This window comes from Methanoculleus caldifontis (assembly GCF_032842345.1).
In the GTDB taxonomy this organism is placed as follows: domain Archaea; phylum Halobacteriota; class Methanomicrobia; order Methanomicrobiales; family Methanoculleaceae; genus Methanoculleus; species Methanoculleus caldifontis.
The window spans coordinates 1,742,347-1,758,800 of the sequence record NZ_WBKO01000001.1 but is presented as its reverse complement, the minus strand read 5'-3'; the positions used below and the strand labels follow the sequence as shown (position 1 = coordinate 1,758,800).

Below are 16,454 nucleotides of genomic sequence, written 5' to 3'. Positions count from 1 at the left end.
GCTGCGATTCAGGACGCCGCTCGTTCAGCGGAGGTCACAGATGACTGATACCTACGATGCTTCCCATATCACGGTACTCGAGGGTCTACGGCCCGTGCGGGAACGCCCTGCCATGTACATCGGCAGCACGGAGACCCGGGGACTGCACCACCTCGTCTACGAGGTCGTGGACAACTCGGTCGACGAAGCGCTTGCCGGGTTCTGCGACCGGATCCTCGTGACCGTCCACCGGGACGGCTCGGTCACGGTGGAGGACAACGGGCGCGGTATCCCGGTTGACACGATGCCTCAGTACGGCAAGAGCGCTCTTGAGATCGTCCTCACGGTGCTCCACGCCGGCGGAAAATTCGACAAGAACACCTACCAGGTCTCCGGCGGCCTGCACGGTGTCGGCGTCTCGGTCGTCAACGCCCTCTCAAGCTGGCTCGACGCGACGGTCTTCCGCGACGGCAACGTCTATACGATGCAGTTCCGGCAGGGAGTCGTTGCAAAGCAGATCTCCACCCGCACCGAGACCGAGCGCGAGATGGAGATCCGGTACGAGGAACGCTACGGCAGCCAGCCCGGAAAGCCGCTCGACTACGAGCGCCTCCAGGGAACCCGGATCACCTTCCAGCCCGACCGCTCGATCTTCGAGACCGTCGAGTTCGACTACGACGTGCTGGACCACCGGCTTCGCGAGCTCGCGTACCTCAACAGCGGCCTTACAATCGTCCTCAGAGACGAGCGCACCGGGGATTCGGTCACCTACTGCTTCGAGGACGGCATCAGGCAGTTCGTCGCCCATATCGGCGAGGGGAAGGGGAGCCTCCACGATGATGTCATCTACTTCCAGAAGCGCGACCCCGAGAGCATGGTCGAGGTCGAGGTGGCCCTGCAGTACAACGACTCATACTCAGAGACGATCCACACCTACGTCAACAGCGTGAACACACGCGAGGGCGGCACCCACCTCGAGGGGTTCCGGAGTGCCCTCACCCGGGCGATCAACAGCGCCGCCCACAGAAACAACCTCCTCAAGAACAACGACGCCCAGGTCAAGGGCGAAGACGTCAGGGAGGGACTCGCCTCCGTCATCAGCACCCGGGTCGCGAACCCGCAGTTCGAGGGGCAGACCAAGATGCGCCTTGGGAACAGCAACGTCAGAGGCATCGTGGACTCGCTCGTCTACTCGTCGCTCACCGAGTACTTCGAAGAGCATCCGAAGACCCTCCAGGTGATTGTGGAGAAGGCGATGACCGCTGCCCGGGCCCGGGAAGCCGCCAAGAACGCACGCGAGCTCGCCCGGCGGAAGAGCACGCTGGAGTCGACCGGTCTGCCCGGGAAACTCGCCGATTGCCAGGAGCGGGACCCGGCGAAGAGCGAGATCTACATCGTGGAAGGAGACTCTGCAGGCGGTTCGGCAAAGCAGGGACGGGACCGGAAGTTCCAGGCGATTCTCCCCCTGCGGGGAAAGATCTTAAACGTCGAGAAGGCCTCGGAGCATAAGATCTTAAAGAACGCCGAGATCCAGGCGTTGATCTCGGCTATCGGCACCGGGATCGGCGACAGTTTCGACGCGGAGCGGGCCCGGTACCACCGGATCATCCTGATGACCGATGCGGATGTCGACGGTGCGCACATCCGGACGCTCCTCCTCACGTTCTTCTACCGCTACATGGTGGGGCTCGTCGAGCACGGCTACATCTACATCGCCCAGCCGCCTCTCTTCCGGGTCGCCAGGGGCAAACAGGAGCGATACGTCTACCGCGAGGAGGAGATGCGGGAGATCATCGCCGAGTGGGGCGAGAAGGGCGTCTCGATCCAGCGCTACAAGGGTCTTGGTGAGATGAACGCCGGACAGCTCTGGAGCACCACGATGGACCCGGCAAACCGCATCCTCAAACAGGTCAAGATCGAGGACGCTGTCTATGCGAACGAAATATTCGAGAAACTTATGGGTGAAAATGTAGATGCCCGGAAGGACTTCATCCGCCGGCACGCAAAAGAGGTGAACAACCTTGACATCTGATCAGGTTGTCCCGATCAACATCGAAGAGGAGATGAAATCATGCTACATCGACTACGCGATGAGCGTGATCATCGGCCGCGCCATCCCCGACGCGAGAGACGGCTTGAAGCCCGTCCACCGCCGCACCCTCTTCGCCATGTGGGAGATGGGCAACACGAGCGACAAGCCCTACAAGAAGAGCGCCCGTGTTGTCGGAGACGTGATGGGTAAGTACCACCCTCACGGCGATTCGGCCATCTACGATACGCTGGTGAAGATGGCGCAGCCCTTCTCCTACCGCCACATGCTGGTGGACGGCCAGGGGAACTTCGGGTCGGTCGACGGGGACGCCGCTGCCGCCATGCGATACACGGAGGCAAGGCTCACGAAGATCTCAGAGGAGCTCCTGGCCGACATCGACAAGGAGACCATCGACTTCGTCCCGAACTTCGATGAGTCGCTCCAGGAACCCGACGTTCTCCCGGCCAGGGTCCCGAACCTCCTCATCAACGGGTCGAGCGGGATTGCGGTCGGCATGGCGACGAATATGCCGCCTCACAACCTCAGGGAGGTCTGCGAGGCGACCTGCCGTATCATCGACGAGCCGGGCGTCTCCACCGAGGAACTGATGCGGATCATGCCCGGCCCGGACTTCCCGACCGGCGGGATCATGATGGGCACCGAAGGGGTCCGTGACGCCTACCTGACCGGACGCGGGAAGTGCGTGGTCAGGGGGGTCGTGGAGATCGAGGAGGAAGGCCGGACACCGCAGATCATCATCTCCGAGATCCCCTTCCAGGTGAACAAGGCACGCCTGATAGAGCATATCGCGGGCCTCGTCCGCGACAAGAGGATCGAGGGGATATCCGATATCCGCGACGAGTCGGACCGCGACGGGATGCGGATCGTGATCGACTTAAAGAGAGGTGCCGCACCCCAGGTGATACTCAACTTCCTCTACAAGCATACAGCGCTCGAGTCTTCCTTCGGCATCAACAACCTCGCGATCGTCGACCGCCAGCCCCGAACCTTAAACCTCAAGGAAATTGTCCATGTGTTCCTCAAGCACCGGGTGGACGTGGTCCGGCGGCGAACCGAGTTCGATCTCACGAAGACGGAGGAGCGGAGGCACATCCTCAGCGGCCTCCTCGTTGCCCTCGACAACATCGACGCCGTCATAGCAACCATCCGGGCATCCGGGACGACCGATGAGGCCGGGGCGGCCCTGATGGAGAAGTTCGGGCTGGACGAGATGCAGGTGGATGCGATCCTAAAGATGCAGCTCCGGCGGCTTGCGGCGCTCGAGCACCGGAAGATCCAGGACGAGCGCGATACCCTCGCCAAGGAGGTTGAGCGGCTCTCCGCTATCCTCGCAAGCGAGGCAAGCATCCTCGCCGAGATCCGGAAGGAACTTGTCGATATGGCCGCCCAGTACGGTGACACAAGGCGGACCAGGATCGGGCACACGGCCGAGGCTTTCGACAGGGAGGATCTCATCGAGGACAAGCCGATGCTGGTCTCGCTCACCTCCTCAAACTACATAAAACGGATCGACCTCGACACCTACCGGAACCAGCGGCGCGGAGGCCGGGGCGTCATCGGCATGGCGACCAAAGACGACGACGGGGTCGAGAACGTCTTCGTCGCGAATATGCACGACTACCTCCTCTGCCTCACCGACAGGGGGAAGGTCTACTGGCTGAAGGTCTATGACCTGCCCGAGGGGCAGCGGACCGGGAAGGGCAAGGCCCTCGTCAATCTCCTGAACCTCGGCGGCGACGAGCGGGTGACGACGGTGATCCCGGTCAGGGAGTTCCGGCCCGACCACTTCCTCTTCTTCGCGACGAGGAACGGAACGGTCTCGAAGGTGGCGCTCGACGAGTTCTCGCGGCCGCGGCAGAGCGGGATCAACGCCATCAACCTCCGCGACGGCGATGCGGTGGTGGATGTCAAGGCGATCGACGGGAACCGGGAACTGATCCTGACGACGAAGTTCGGGCAGAGCCTACGGTTCCACGAGGAGACCGTCCGTCCCGTTCACCGGGGTGCGATGGGCGTGCGGGGGATCAAGCTCCGCCACAGCGACGCGCTCCAGGCGATATCCATCGTCGAAGACGACCACCTGCTCACCATAACCGAACAGGGGTTCGGGAAGCGGACGGAGTTCGATGAGTTCCGCGGCCACGGCAGAGGCACGATGGGCGTCCGCAACATCGTCGTCGACGTCCGGGGCGGCGGCGTCGTCGGGTCGACGGCGGTCTCCGACGACAACGAGATCATCGTGATGAGCGCCTCCGGCATCGTGATCCGGACGAAGGTCTCGGAGATCTCGATCCAGAAACGGGGCACCCGCGGGGTCCGGATCATGAAGCTCGACGACGGCGACCGCGTCATCGGGTTCACGATCCTCGATTCGGGCGAAGAGGTGTGAGGCCTCTCTCAGTCCTCTTTTGTTCGGAACTCTCAGCCTGAGATGGCCTGTGAGCGGTCTTTTGCAATGAACCGGGCTGCCCGGGCCGAAAAAGGTTAAAATGCCGGTTTTGCGAAGTACCTGAGCGCTTCGGGCCGGTGCCGCTCGAGCTCCCCGAAGAAGTACTGCGCGAGCTGCGGGTCGGAGTCGTCGATCGCCTGCTGCAGAGTGCGCATCAGCCATCCCTTGATCTCCTGACCCGAATCAAGCGTGTTCATGACGACGACCACCGCCTCATCCACATCCTGTCTATCATTCCATCGATAGGGCATAACTACCGTCTCCGGAGAGGAGATACCCGCCTCACCTATAAAGGGGTTACGGGCCCCCGCACCTCCGGCGGCTCCTCACGGTGCGCCGGTTCCCGGACCGGCCGGTGCCTTCACAGAACAGCAGCCCTCCGCTGATGCGGGAAGTTTATCCGGGTGCGGGGGTAACAGGACGTGCGGACGAGGTGTCAGGCATGTTTCATACGACAGTAGAAGTCAGGACCCGTGGGGAAGGGGAGATCGTCAACCTCACGCCCCGGGTAGAGCAGGCGGTCGCGGAGAGCGGTGTGCAGGACGGGCTTGCGAATATCTTCGTCGTGGGCTCGACCGCCGCCGTCACCACCATCGAGTATGAGCCGGGGGTGCTCTCGGATCTCCTCCGGGCGCTCTCGGTCATCGCCCCGGCCGATATCCCCTACGCGCACGACGCGGCGTGGGGCGACGGCAACGGGCGGTCCCACGTCAGGGCGGCGATCGTCGGCCCGTCGCTCTCCGTCCCGGTGGTCGGGGGCAGGCTCGCCTGCGGCACCTGGCAGCAGATCGTCCTCCTGGAACTCGACGTACGGTCGAGCCGCGAGAGGACGGTCCACGTCACAGTCATGGGCTGATGAACGCCCCGAAAATGATAAACGTAGGATTCCGACTGCCGGAGGGCATATACGCCGGGCAGAGGCGCGGCGCCTGGCTCACAGCCCCGCGAGAGCGTTACCGTTCCGCTCAGCTGCCGGAATCGTTCAAGAATGAGTGGTTTAGTCGAGAGGTACCGTCTCGAGTTGCGATACCAGTTCCCAGATGCGGGTCCGTGCGTGAACCGGCATGTTGGGGTCGTTGCTGACCTCGTCGATCATGGAGATTGCAGTTGCGGCGCGGAGACCGATGCTCCGGGAATCGTCCTGGAGAACCGTTTTCGTCTCATCTGCGACGCGTCGGATATTGCGCGGGATTGTAGAATCCTCGCTGATATTCTGCAGCATCTGGATGCAGATCCGTATTGTTTCGTCTGGACTTGCCATTAGAATTACCCCTCTATTATTAATGGCATCCAGACATATATAAGTTCATCAAGGGAGTTTCACAGAATGACGGCAGATAAGGCAGACGAAGTCATGGCCGGGTATCTCCTGAAAGGCGGGAAGATGCTCGCGAAATCCTGTAAAGTCTGCGGGTATCCTTTATTCGAGTATAAGGGAGAGACACAGTGCGTGATCTGCCCGCTCACGGCGCCCGAGGGCCGCCTACCCGAACCGGAACCGGTTGTGCAGGTCTCCCCCGAACCGGTGCAGTCACCGTCATCCGCACCGGCCGCGGCCGTCCCGGAGGCCGGGGGCCGGGTTGCCGGGGAGATCGAGCGGACGATCGTCCACCTCTGCGAGCGGATCAGGAGCGAACCCCGGGCCGACGAGTGCCTGACCCTGATGAGAGCGGTCAAGAAAGGCGCCGAAGCGCTTGCGGCACTGGGTCAGCGGTAAGGCCTGCGGGCGAGATCCCAGATCCCGCGGGCCGTCTTTTCTCCGATCCCGTGCACCGCGGCAAGGTCCTCCGCCTCGGCATCGACGATCGCCTTGAGCGATCCGAAATGCTCGAGGAGGAGCCTCGCACTCTTCAGACCAATGTTCGGGAACGCCGCAAGCGCGTACTCTTGCTCCTCCTGGACCGAGCGGTAGGACTTCTTCGGGTGCACCTTCCGCTCCCCCCGCTCGCTCCCCTCCCGCTGTGCGAGGACATAGAGCACCTCAGCGGTGTCGTCGGCATCCCTCGTGCGGATCAGCGCGATCCCCATATCGACCGTGATGGCAGCAAGCGTGCCCCGGACGGCGTTCGGGTGGATATTCCGCACCGCGTAGAGATCGTCTTCTCCCTCGATGATCAGGACCGGCCGCAACGCAGCGTCGGCCATGGCCCTGAGCTGCCCGAAGAGGTCCCGCTCGACCAGGGTGTTCATGAAGTCCTGCACGGTCTTCCTCTCGACGAGGATGCGGTCGCCGATGGCGTAGTCGCCGGACTCGAGACGTTCGAGCGTGATCGACGCCCCGAGTTCGTGCAGACGCCCGGCGACCCGTGACGACGTCTCCCGGTCATCGACGGTGATCGCCGGACCTGCGGGGGTAAAGTCCTGGAAACTCACCTGTTTTGTCGCGGCCGGGATGGATGGAGCGGGCGGGACAGGGGGCACCAGGAGAGACCCGGGGTCTGGCGCAGGAACGGGTGCAGGGTCAGGCGCCGTAACCGGTTCGGGGCTAGAAGCAGGGGGGGTGCTCATGCTCCTTATCCCCGTCACCATCGCCCGCTCCCGGTTCTGGCTCACGTAGCGGAACGTCTCGTCAGAGGTGCCTTTCGTCACCAGCACGATGATCGTCCCGCTCCCGCTCCGCCCGGTCCGCCCCTTCCGCTGGATGCTCCGGATCTCCGAGGGGACGGCCTCGTAGAAGATCACCATATCGGTCGAGGGGACGTCGAGCCCCTCCTCGCCGACCGAGGTCGCGACCAGGCATTTGAACGCACCCTCCCGGAACCGGGCGAGGCTCGCGATCTGCTCCTTCTGCGAGAGCCCCTTCTCTGCGTCCCTGGAGGCCTGGCCGACGAACCGCTCGCAGGCGATCCCACCCGCGGTGAGCGTTTCGACGAGGGTCTGGACGGTGTCGCGGTAGGTGGCAAAGACGATGATCCGGCTCTCAGGGTGCGCCGCAAGCTGCGCCTTCACGAGCTCGCGGACGATCGAAGCCTTGGGGTGGAGCTCCTCCTTCCAGCCGCCGGCGACCTCGACGAGGTGCTGGTAGACGGGGTCCCCGACGAGGCGCTTGCTCGCCTTGCTCCCCGCGCTCGAGGCCCCTTCCGCGCCGAGCCTGGCGAGATAGAGTCTGAGCGCCTCGCTGCCCTGAGTCTCGGCGAGCGATATGGCATGGCGAAGTTTCATGCACTCGGCGTGCAGGGACGCCGCGATGAAGGCCGAGGGATCCCGCGTCCGGATACGCTGCTGGATCTGGGCATTGAGGGCGTTCAATGCCTTCATCGAGAGTTTGTCCGGTTTCGGAACGCGGAAGTTGAGTTCCGCGAGCCGGTCGAGGCGCGACCCGACGAGTCCCCGGAGGGCGACGAGCGCCGCCTGGAGCTCTTCGGGGAGGTAGACGTCGAGGTACTGGACGTCGCGCTCGTGAATGTAGGGGCGGACGTCCTCGTCGGTCTCGACCCGGGTCTCGACCGCCTCGATACGGAGGTTCGTGCAGACCTCCTGCACCTTCATCTGGTCGCCCCCGGGGGAGGCGGTCATTGCAAGGAGAAGGGGCCTGTCCGCCGTAGTGCAGTAGTGCTGGGCGAGGAAGACATACGCATAGTTCCCGACCGCCCGGTGGCACTCGTCCACGACCATCATGACGACGTCGGCAAGGCTGTACCTGCCTCCCAGGCAGTCGTTCTTGATCACCTGCGGGGTGGCAAAACAGATCCGGCACGCCTCCCAGGCTCTTGCCCGCTCCTCCGGAGGCGTGTCCCCGGTGAACATGGCAAAGTCGGAGTCCTGCGGTTCGGAGCCTTCACGAAAGAGTAGAAACTGCTTGAAAAAGCGGAGGTGCTGTTCGACCAGGGGTTTCGTGGGCGCGAGCATCAGCACCTTTCCCTGGTGGGAGCGGAGGCGGGATGCCGCGACGAGGAGCGCGACGGCCGTCTTCCCGAGGCCGGTCGGGAGGACGACCATCGTGTTCGCGTCGAGCGCCCGGAGGGCGATCGCGAGCTGGTATCGCCGCTCCTCAATGCTCTGTGGCCGTATCAGCGGGTGGGAGACGCAGTTCATGCCCTGATTTCACGCAACGTGGTGGCGCCGGTGAGGAGCGCGGAGAGGATCTCCGGCAGCCGCTCGACCGGCACGCGGACCTGCTCCATGCTGTCGCGGTCCCTGACGGTCGCGGTGTTGTCCTCGAGCGTATCGTAGTCGACGGTGACGGCAAAGGGTGTCCCGATCTCGTCCTGCCTCCGGTAACGCCGGCCGATGGCCCCGGAGTCGTCGTACTGGGCGAGGATGCGGCACTGCACGAGCCGGTCCGTGATCGTCTGCGCGATGGTGTCGAGGCCGTCGCGGTTCATCAGGGGGAAGACGGCGACCTGGACCGGTGCGACCGCCGGCGGGAGCCGGAGCACCTTCCGGATCTCTCCCTCGACCTCCTCTTCGGCGTAGCTGTGCTCGAGCGCGACGTAGATCATCCGGTCGATGCCGTACGACGGCTCGATGACGTGGGGCATCACCTCTTCGCCGCGGACCTCAACCTCCTCCTCGCGGACCTGGTAGAGGTCGCCGGGGATGAAGAACTCCTCGCCGTCGACGGTGACGTGCGCGCCGTCGTCACCCGGCTCGGATGCAGCGAGAGCATCTGCGATCGCCTTCGCCTTGCCGCGGTAGCGGGGGCCGAGCACGCCCATGTCGGCGGTGATCCGCTTCTTCGTGACCTTCTTCGGCTCGTCGTAGGGCATGAAGACCGTCATCGAGGTGCCGGACTGCCCGGAGTGCGAGCGCAGGTCGTAGTTGGTCCGGTCGGCGATGCCGACGATCTCCACCCAGCCGAAGCGGTCGGAGTAGACCTCGGCGTCCCAGCAGTCGGCAGCGTAGTGCGCCCGCTCGTCGATCAGGTGCTGGCGGAACCGGAGTTTTCCCGGGTTGACGCCGATGGAGGTCAGGATCTGGTGCGTGAGCGCGATGTAGTAGGCGACGTACTCGTTTGCGACCAGCCCCTCGTCGACGGCGGCGCGCATCGTGATCGGGGCCGGTTCCTGTTCATCGAACTGCCGCGCGATGGTGAGGAGGGGCACCAGGTAGTCCGCGTAGCGGTGAAACGCGGGGTGGTCCTTCTCGTTGGGGTGGACGAATATCTCGGCCTCCGCCTGGGAGAACTCCCGCAGCCGGATCATGCCCTGGCGGGGGGAGATCTCGTTCCGGTAGGACTTCCCGATCTGGACGGCGCCGAAGGGGAGCTTATCGCGGTAGAAGCGCAGGAGCCGGGCAAAGTCGGTGAAGATGCCCTGGGCGGTCTCGGGGCGCAGGTAACCCCTCCGTTGCGACCCGGGTCCGATGGTGGTCTCGAACATCAGGTTGAACGCAAAGACGCCCGCCTCGCCCAGGCGCTCCTTGCATGCGGGGCAGGGCAGTTCATAGAGCACTGCCTGGAGCGCCGCGGCCGGGAGCGTGCCCGCGTTCTCGATGCCGTTCTCCGCCGCGATATGGTCGGCGCGGAGGTACTCCCCGCAGTGCGGGCACTGCACCATCTTGTCGGCAAACTCTTTCACATGACCGGATGCGATAAAGATTGCTTCGGTTCCGACGGTGGGACATTCGATCTCGTAGTAGCCTTCCTGGAAGACGTAGAAGGAGCGCCAGAGGTTCTCGACGTTCCTCTTCATCATCGCTCCGAGCGGACCGTAATCGATGAAACCGGCGATCGACCCGTAGATCTCGGATGAGGGCCAGACAAAACCGCGTCTTCTGGCCACTTCCATGACTTTCTCGTAAATATCGCTCGTCTCGGCCATAGTGCTGCAGTACACTTGAGCGGCGGTGCTAATAAAGAATGGTTCTTCGCTCGCACGAGATCACAATTCTTTGTAAAACAGGCACGAAGAAGGGCATTTTTCTTCCAGGGTCGACGGCATTCAGGAAGAGATGGTTACATCCGCGGAAAAGATCACGCTCTTTTGACGGATTATATGGCAAGATTTAAATGTTAAAAGTTGTAATGTAGGGAGCGTTACGCCCCGGTTGGGGGATAGTTATATATATACGAGGTCATCATGGGTGACCTTCAGAGTCAGGCGGTGGAACGCAGACAGAGAGACACGGACATGGCAGAAGATACCCGCAAGCAGCAGCTCCTCGAGCTGTTCACGACCATCACGAACAAGAAGACGATCGTTGAGCCGATGAGGAAGGTTCACGGTACGCTCCGGGATCGCGACGCCGTCGAGCGCGAGATTGCCCTGATCATGCGCGAAGTCCTCGATCAGGGATACTTCAAGACCAAACTCGCTCCAAGGCAGCTCGCAAAACTCGTGGTCGCGTACTACGACGGCAAGAACGATACGGAGATTGCGAGGGCGCTCGGCGATGAGAAGCTGAGCAAGACCGTGGCACGTGCGCGGGTCCGCCTCAAACTCTTCAGGGAACTCGACTTCAAGATGCCGTTCGATCGCGAGACGATGTCGGAACTTCTTGATTCGGGGAAGACCATGAAGGAGATCAGCGAGGAACTCGACGTGAGCCCCTCCACACTTCGTGAGTACCGCCATGTGATCGAGCAGGAGAGGGACACCACTCTCGACCCATACCTGGAGCGGATCCGGGACGTGATGGAGGACCGCGATCTCTCCGAACAGATGACGCGCGGTGTCGCGAACGACGGCCTCTCCGAGGCCATCGACATCACCGAAGCGATCGATATGGGGGAGTTCTAAACTCCCGGTCCACCCTCTGCTTTTTCTCCTGAACATTTTTTAGTGGATAGATCGATCTCTTCTCCATGAGGTTGACCTGGCTTGGCCACGCATGTTTCTCGCTTGAAGGGTCGCAGAAGATCCTGATCGACCCCTTCATCCCGGAGGGCTCCCTCTCCGTGGAACCCGATATCGTCGCCGTGACGCACGCCCACGCGGACCACATGGGCATTACGGCGCAGCTCAAGAAGAAGACGGTCGCGAACAACGAGGTGGCGAAGTACCTGAAAGCAAAGGGCGTTCCTGCCGAATCGATGAACCTCGGGGGCAGCATCACCGTAAACGGCGTCCGGTTCACGATGACGCCCGCGCTCCACTCGTCGTGGCTGGAGGACGAGGGGATGGGCTTTTACGGCGGCGTCGCCGCGGGGTTCGTCATCGCAATGGACGGCGTCACCGTCTACCATGCCGGCGATACGGCGCTCTTCTCCGATATGCAACTTATCCGCGACCTCTACCGACCGGACGTGGCCCTCCTCCCCGTCGGGGGGCGCTTCACGATGGGGCCCGAGGAGGCGATGATCGCGGCCAGGTACGTCGGCGCGCGGCTGGTGATCCCGATGCATTACGATACGTTCCCGGCCATCTGCCAGGACCTGGAGAACTTCAAACGGGCCATCGAGCGGACGACGTCGATCAAGGTCAGGATCCTCGCGTCGGGGGAGGGGATCGACCTGGGGCCGGAAGTGGCCGGGGAGTGAGGGGGCGGCCGCTCTTCACGTTACCGCCCCTCTGCCGGAGGCCGCGTGACCGATGGCGGGGAAGCCGCCCTTCGCACCTGACGGTGCTCACGCTCACTTCGTTCACGCTTCACACCTGCGGTGTTCGAACTCCGTTCCTGAGGGAACGTCGTCCTTCGAAGCCTGGGGGCTTCTCAACCTCGCTTACGCTCGGACTTCGCGTTCTTCGCGGCTTCGCGTGAGATAATCGGTGCGGATAGCGATAGAACCTCACGCGAAGCCGCGAAGCCGCGAAAAGCTCCGGACGTTCCGTCCGGAGTTTGAGCACCGAAGGTGCAAGGGAAGTCAATGGTTTGATCTTCGGGCGGACTGCTTCAAACATTCCAGCAAAGCATTGATATCGGCGACACCAGGGCCCACCACCCTCCCAGAGACGCGCCTTCCCGGGCAGGCGCATCCCCGGGCGCGCACCACTCCCCACCATCGGACCCCGGCAGCCCTCACCAGATCCTGCACAAGGTATATGTGGTCTCAGGCCCGCAGTGAGGCCACGCTCACCGGCATCCGGTGAGAATACCACGTATGGGGTGATGAGAATGGAAGAGAAGATGTTTACCTCCGGCGGCATGGAGCGCCTGCAGGCGATGAGCGACCGGCAGAATGTTCCCTACCCCCGCGGGGACGGAAAGGTCAAACTGGTGACCGCGGACTGGCTTGCCGACCACATAAACGACACCGACCTGAGGATCGTCGACGTCCAGCCGGACGTGCACGACTACATCCAGGAGCACATCCCCGGCGCCGTTTACCTGACAGAGGGAATCCTGCGGGTCTCCAACCGCGGTTTTCCGACATCCTACAGTCCGACCGGCTGCATCCAGGAGTCTTTCCGGCGCGCGGGAATCGAGGCGGACTCGCCGGTCGTCGTCTACACCGGGAAGGGCGCGTTCTCCGGAAGGGGCGAAGGGCTCGGACAGACGATGATGGCCTACTCGCTCGCGAAGTACGGCCACAATATGGTGTACATCCTCGACGGCGGGATCGATCACTGGAAGAGTGCGGGCGGGGAACTCTCGCAGGAGTTCCCCGATGTCGAACCGTCCTCGTTCACTGCCGAGCCTCGCGAGGAGTATGCTATCAGGTACGACGAGTTCCGGCGGATCAAGGACAACGACGATGTAGTCGTGCTCGATGCGCGACCGGCGAAGGTTTATGAAGGACAGGGTCCCTGGCGGATGAGGGGGCACATCCCCGGTGCCATCAGCCTGCCCTGGAGGAGCCTGATGGACGATGGGAACCCGGCGCTGCTCAAGCCGAATGCAGACCTCGATATCATGCTCGAGGAGCACGGCGTCGACCGGACCCGGACGGTCATCTGCACCTGCGGGACCGGCCGGGAGGCCACGAACGAGTTCGTCCTCTTGAAATGGCTCTATCTCTACCCCAATGTCCGGCTCTACGAGGGCTCGTTCACCGAGTGGTCGGCGTATCCGGACAACCCGGTCGTAGAGGGGCCCGAGCCGCGAGCGGCAAGAGCTGAGGCGGCTTTACCACGGTAAACCGCAAATGCCCGGGCAACCGGTCAAAACCTTTATTTTCCCCTTTTTAAAAAGGGAAATTATTATATGCCCCTACAGACCAAGTAGACCTAGAGAGATTTGGATCCGCACAAGACACTTCCCCCCTTGACGTCGTCTTTTTGTGCATCCTCTTCTCTCTAAACCGCATTTCTTCCGGTAACCCCCGTAGTTCCGATCTCCAACAGTATCCTCTCCGGGACCGACCTCCGGTTCGCTCACTCTCTCGACCCTCCCGGACAGGCAGGCCTATCCCCGGCAACCATTTCCAGGCAAGATGCGTTCCCGCCCACTGCTGGCCCACTGCTGTCCGGGACCGCGACAGTCCTCCGCAACCTCGTCTCCATGAGGGCCGGCCGATCCCGGATCGTCCTGCTCCCCTGCGCGCCCGGGATAGTTTAATTTCACCTGCCGCATTACACCCCCGTGGCCGGGACCACGACCATCTCCTCCCCCATACCGCCGTGTTGCGGAGCCTCGCTCCCGCTGGCTTATGGCACGTTACTCCGGAGCGAACCCCGTTAAAAAACGGACCGGGATCTTCAGTCGCCGGGACCGGCAGCAGGCACCTGCGCGGATCATGAAGAAGGTCGTCGTACACGTACGGGAAGACGGGCGCCGGGATGTAGAGAACGCTCTCGAAGGTCTCCGCTACACGATATCCCTCGTGCAGGACGTCTACGAGATCACCACCTACACACCCGAGGAGAACCTCGACAACCTGATCGAGAAGATTCGCGACAAACTGGACCTCGAGCATCCCGAGAACATGATAGAGGTCTCGTCTCCGGACTTCGTCGTCTCCTCGCTTCTCGAACGCTTCGAGAAGGATGTCGACGGGCAGGAGGAGACGACGCCGGTCGAGAAGCTGCTCGACACCATAAAAGGATACGAAACCCTCGACCTCGACAAACTGGCGTTGACGTCCATCGCCGGGCTGATCGCCCTCTCCGGGCTGCTGCTTGACAACGAGACGATCATCATCGGGGCGATGCTCCTCTCCCCGATCATGGGCCCGATCTACGGGTTCGCCGTTTACGCCGCTCTGGGCATGATCCAGGACGCCCTGCGTTGCATCGGCGTGCTGGCGGCGCTGCTTCTCGGCGTCTTCGTCCTTGCCGCCGTCGCCACCTTCCTGATCAGTCTCGTCATGCCGCTCGGACCGACCGACGAGATCACCACGCGCCTCGTGTTGAATCCCATCTACACGCTGATGGCTGTGCTTCTCGGCTTCGCGGCGGCAGTGGCGTTCAACAAGGGCACGACGGAGGTGATTGCCGGCGTCGCCATCGCTGCCGCCATCATCCCGCCGACCGTGGTGGCCGGGTTCATCCAGATACTCGATCCCATCCAGCTCTTCTCTTCAGCGCTGCTGGTGATCGGGCAGATCGTCGGGCTGATGGCGGGGGCACTGGTCGCCGTGGCCCTGCTGAAGATAGAACCGCGGCGCCCGCACGAAAAGGCAGTCGCACGGCGGTACCGGAAATGGTCGGTCGTAACGACCATAATCCTCTTCGCCCTGCTCCTCTGGCTCACGACGTTCATGTGGATATAGCGGCCCGGCCGCCCCATCACTTCACGTCCACCCTTCTCCCGGTGACCATGTAGCAGACCTGTCCGGCGATGTCGCAGGCGTGATCGGCACAACGCTCCAGGTAACGGGCGATCATCACGTAGTCGATGCACCGGGTGATCTTCTGCGGGTCTTCCATCATGTGCGTGATGCTCTCGCGAAAGATTGTGTACCTGAGGTTGTCCACGACGTCGTCCCGGTCCGACATGCCCACGATAAGCCCGACATCCTCGGATCGGTAGGCCCTGAGGGCGTCGTCGACCATGCCGCAGACCAGGTCGGCCATGTGCGGCAGGCTCATCAAGTTCGCGGGAGGGGGATTTGCCGGGAGTACGTCCACGAGTTGTGCGACATCCTTCCCGTACCGGCCGATACGATAGAGTGCGAAGTTCATCCGGAGCGCGCAGACGATAGCGCGGAGATCGCGTGCCATGGGCTGGTAAAGGGCGATGAGGCGGAGCGCCGCCTCTTCGATGGCGTGACTCCGGTCGGCGAGTTCCGTCTTTCGTTCGTACACCTGCCCGGCAAGTTCGGGGTCGCGGTTCTGCAGGGCGATTATGGAATCCGCAAGCATGCCGTACGCAAAGGCCCCCTGTTCGAGAACGAGGTTCTTGAGGTCTTTGAGTTCTTCGTGAAATTTGTCAGCCATATTACCTTCTACCCGAAACGTCCGGTCACGTAGTTGTTGGTCAGTTCCTCCTGCGGGCTCTCGAAGATCCGACCGGTCGGTCCGAACTCCACGAGTCTCCCAAGATACATGAACCCCACAACGTCGCTGACCCGGGCCGCCTGCTGCATGTTGTGGGTCACCATGACGACCGTGTAGCGGTCCTTGAGGTCGTTGACGAGGTCCTCGATCTTTGCCGTGGCGATGGGGTCGAGCGCGGAGCAGGGCTCGTCCATGAGGATGATCTCCGGCCCGACCGCAAGTGTCCGCGCGATGCAGAGCCTTTGCTGCTGTCCCCCGGAGAGGCCCATCGCGGACCCGTGGAGCCGGTCGGCCACCTCGTCCCAGAGCGCGGCGCTCTCGAGGCTCTCTCTCACGGTCTCGTCCAGTCTCTTTTTGTCGCGGATGCCGTGGACGCGGGGCCCGTAGGCGACGTTGTCGTATATGGACGACGGGAAGGGGTTCGGCTTCTGGAAGACCATCCCGATCCTCTTCCTCAGGTCCACGACGTCGCAGTCGGGGGCGTGAATATCCCCCCCCTCAAAGAGGATTCTGCCGTCGATCCTGGCGCCCTCGACGAGATCGTTGAGCCGGTTGAAGCAGCGCAGGAGGGTCGATTTTCCGCACCCCGACGGCCCGATCAGGGCGGTGACCCGGTTTCGCGGGATGGAGACGGATACGTCGCGGAGAGCATGACTCTCACCGTAGTGGAGGTTCAGGTGTTCTGTCGTAAGGATACTGTTCTCGTTCTGCATGT

At 62.7% G+C, this 16,454-nt stretch carries 14 protein-coding genes; 8 read left to right on the top strand and 6 right to left on the bottom strand.

The window, feature by feature from the left end:
- The first annotated feature begins 40 nt into the window (after nt 1–40).
- Nucleotides 41–2,011 (top strand): DNA topoisomerase (ATP-hydrolyzing) subunit B, encoded by a 1,971-nt coding sequence (gene gyrB / locus F8E02_RS08750; RefSeq protein WP_317065108.1) that lies wholly within the window; start codon nt 41–43, stop codon nt 2,009–2,011.
- Complete coding sequence (gene gyrA, locus F8E02_RS08745; RefSeq protein WP_317065107.1) at nt 2,001–4,421, top strand: DNA gyrase subunit A; 2,421 nt, start codon at nt 2,001–2,003, stop codon at nt 4,419–4,421. Before gyrB ends, gyrA begins: the two co-directional genes overlap by 11 nt.
- Before the next feature lie 95 nt (nt 4,422–4,516).
- Here the strand turns inward: gyrA and F8E02_RS08740 are convergent, their stop codons facing one another.
- Nucleotides 4,517–4,702 carry a hypothetical protein gene (locus F8E02_RS08740; RefSeq protein WP_317065106.1) on the bottom strand — a complete coding sequence of 62 codons (186 nt, stop codon included), beginning with the start codon at nt 4,700–4,702 and terminating at the stop codon, nt 4,517–4,519.
- A 221-nt stretch (nt 4,703–4,923) separates the two neighbouring features.
- On the opposite strand from F8E02_RS08740, the gene F8E02_RS08735 reads away from it, so the two are divergent.
- A complete protein-coding gene (locus F8E02_RS08735) occupies nt 4,924–5,337 on the top strand; it encodes a secondary thiamine-phosphate synthase enzyme YjbQ (RefSeq protein ID WP_317065105.1) in 414 nt (137 codons plus the stop codon).
- Nucleotides 5,338–5,478: 141 nt separating this feature from the next.
- Here the strand turns inward: F8E02_RS08735 and F8E02_RS08730 are convergent, their stop codons facing one another.
- Nucleotides 5,479–5,742, bottom strand: coding sequence for a UPF0147 family protein (locus tag F8E02_RS08730; RefSeq protein WP_317065104.1), 264 nt, complete (start codon nt 5,740–5,742; stop codon nt 5,479–5,481).
- A gap of 66 nt (nt 5,743–5,808) precedes the next feature.
- On the opposite strand from F8E02_RS08730, the gene F8E02_RS08725 reads away from it, so the two are divergent.
- Nucleotides 5,809–6,198, top strand: a complete 390-nt coding sequence (locus tag F8E02_RS08725) for an Sjogren's syndrome/scleroderma autoantigen 1 family protein (protein WP_317065103.1) — start codon at nt 5,809–5,811, stop codon at nt 6,196–6,198.
- On the opposite strand, the gene F8E02_RS08720 is transcribed toward F8E02_RS08725, so the two are convergent.
- Both F8E02_RS08720 and glyS read right to left on the bottom strand, forming a co-directional pair.
- Entirely contained in the window at nt 6,189–8,516 is a 2,328-nt protein-coding gene (locus F8E02_RS08720) for a DEAD/DEAH box helicase (protein ID WP_317065102.1), read from the bottom strand. The two genes, F8E02_RS08725 and F8E02_RS08720, sit on opposite strands and share 10 nt — an antisense overlap.
- Complete coding sequence (gene glyS, locus F8E02_RS08715) at nt 8,513–10,243, bottom strand: glycine--tRNA ligase (RefSeq protein WP_317065101.1); 1,731 nt, start codon at nt 10,241–10,243, stop codon at nt 8,513–8,515. The genes F8E02_RS08720 and glyS overlap by 4 nt, the downstream gene beginning before the upstream one ends.
- A 309-nt stretch (nt 10,244–10,552) precedes the next feature.
- Here glyS and F8E02_RS08710 point away from each other — a divergent pair, with 309 nt between their 5' ends.
- The 4 genes from F8E02_RS08710 (at nt 10,553) to F8E02_RS08695 (ending at nt 15,012) form a co-directional block, all read left to right on the top strand.
- A complete protein-coding gene (locus F8E02_RS08710; protein WP_317065100.1) occupies nt 10,553–11,161 on the top strand; it encodes a response regulator receiver protein in 609 nt (202 codons plus the stop codon).
- Nucleotides 11,162–11,226: 65 nt separating this feature from the next.
- Complete coding sequence (locus tag F8E02_RS08705; protein ID WP_317065099.1) at nt 11,227–11,901, top strand: metal-dependent hydrolase; 675 nt, start codon at nt 11,227–11,229, stop codon at nt 11,899–11,901.
- A gap of 575 nt (nt 11,902–12,476) precedes the next feature.
- Complete coding sequence (locus F8E02_RS08700; RefSeq protein WP_317065098.1) at nt 12,477–13,439, top strand: sulfurtransferase; 963 nt, start codon at nt 12,477–12,479, stop codon at nt 13,437–13,439.
- Nucleotides 13,440–14,037: 598 nt separating this feature from the next.
- Nucleotides 14,038–15,012: a TIGR00341 family protein gene (locus tag F8E02_RS08695; protein WP_317065097.1), complete on the top strand. Its 975-nt coding sequence runs from the start codon at nt 14,038–14,040 to the stop codon at nt 15,010–15,012.
- A 16-nt stretch (nt 15,013–15,028) separates the two neighbouring features.
- Here the strand turns inward: F8E02_RS08695 and phoU are convergent, their stop codons facing one another.
- Both phoU and pstB read right to left on the bottom strand, forming a co-directional pair.
- On the bottom strand, nt 15,029–15,679 hold the full coding sequence (gene phoU / locus F8E02_RS08690) for a phosphate signaling complex protein PhoU (protein WP_317065096.1): 651 nt from the start codon (nt 15,677–15,679) through the stop codon (nt 15,029–15,031).
- Nucleotides 15,680–15,687: 8 nt separating this feature from the next.
- The gene (gene pstB / locus F8E02_RS08685; RefSeq protein ID WP_317065095.1) at nt 15,688–16,452 is read right to left on the bottom strand and encodes a phosphate ABC transporter ATP-binding protein PstB; all 765 of its coding nucleotides are present in this window, start codon (nt 16,450–16,452) and stop codon (nt 15,688–15,690) included.
- Nucleotides 16,453–16,454: the final 2 nt, after the last annotated feature.

Excerpts from the sequence above, each read along its gene's own strand:
- F8E02_RS08705 (WP_317065099.1), top strand. The coding sequence starts at position 11,227 with ATGAGGTTGACCTGGCTTGGCCACGCATGTTTCTCGCTTGAAGGGTCG.
- F8E02_RS08730 (WP_317065104.1), bottom strand. The coding sequence starts at position 5,742 with ATGGCAAGTCCAGACGAAACAATACGGATCTGCATCCAGATGCTGCAG.
- phoU (WP_317065096.1), bottom strand. The coding sequence starts at position 15,679 with ATGGCTGACAAATTTCACGAAGAACTCAAAGACCTCAAGAACCTCGTT.
- F8E02_RS08720 (WP_317065102.1), bottom strand. The coding sequence starts at position 8,516 with ATGAACTGCGTCTCCCACCCGCTGATACGGCCACAGAGCATTGAGGAG.
- F8E02_RS08700 (WP_317065098.1), top strand. The coding sequence starts at position 12,477 with ATGGAAGAGAAGATGTTTACCTCCGGCGGCATGGAGCGCCTGCAGGCG.
- F8E02_RS08725 (WP_317065103.1), top strand. The coding sequence starts at position 5,809 with ATGACGGCAGATAAGGCAGACGAAGTCATGGCCGGGTATCTCCTGAAA.
- glyS (WP_317065101.1), bottom strand. The coding sequence starts at position 10,243 with ATGGCCGAGACGAGCGATATTTACGAGAAAGTCATGGAAGTGGCCAGA.
- F8E02_RS08695 (WP_317065097.1), top strand. The coding sequence starts at position 14,038 with ATGAAGAAGGTCGTCGTACACGTACGGGAAGACGGGCGCCGGGATGTA.
- pstB (WP_317065095.1), bottom strand. The coding sequence starts at position 16,452 with ATGCAGAACGAGAACAGTATCCTTACGACAGAACACCTGAACCTCCAC.
- F8E02_RS08710 (WP_317065100.1), top strand. The coding sequence starts at position 10,553 with ATGGCAGAAGATACCCGCAAGCAGCAGCTCCTCGAGCTGTTCACGACC.
- gyrB (WP_317065108.1), top strand. The coding sequence starts at position 41 with ATGACTGATACCTACGATGCTTCCCATATCACGGTACTCGAGGGTCTA.
- F8E02_RS08735 (WP_317065105.1), top strand. The coding sequence starts at position 4,924 with ATGTTTCATACGACAGTAGAAGTCAGGACCCGTGGGGAAGGGGAGATC.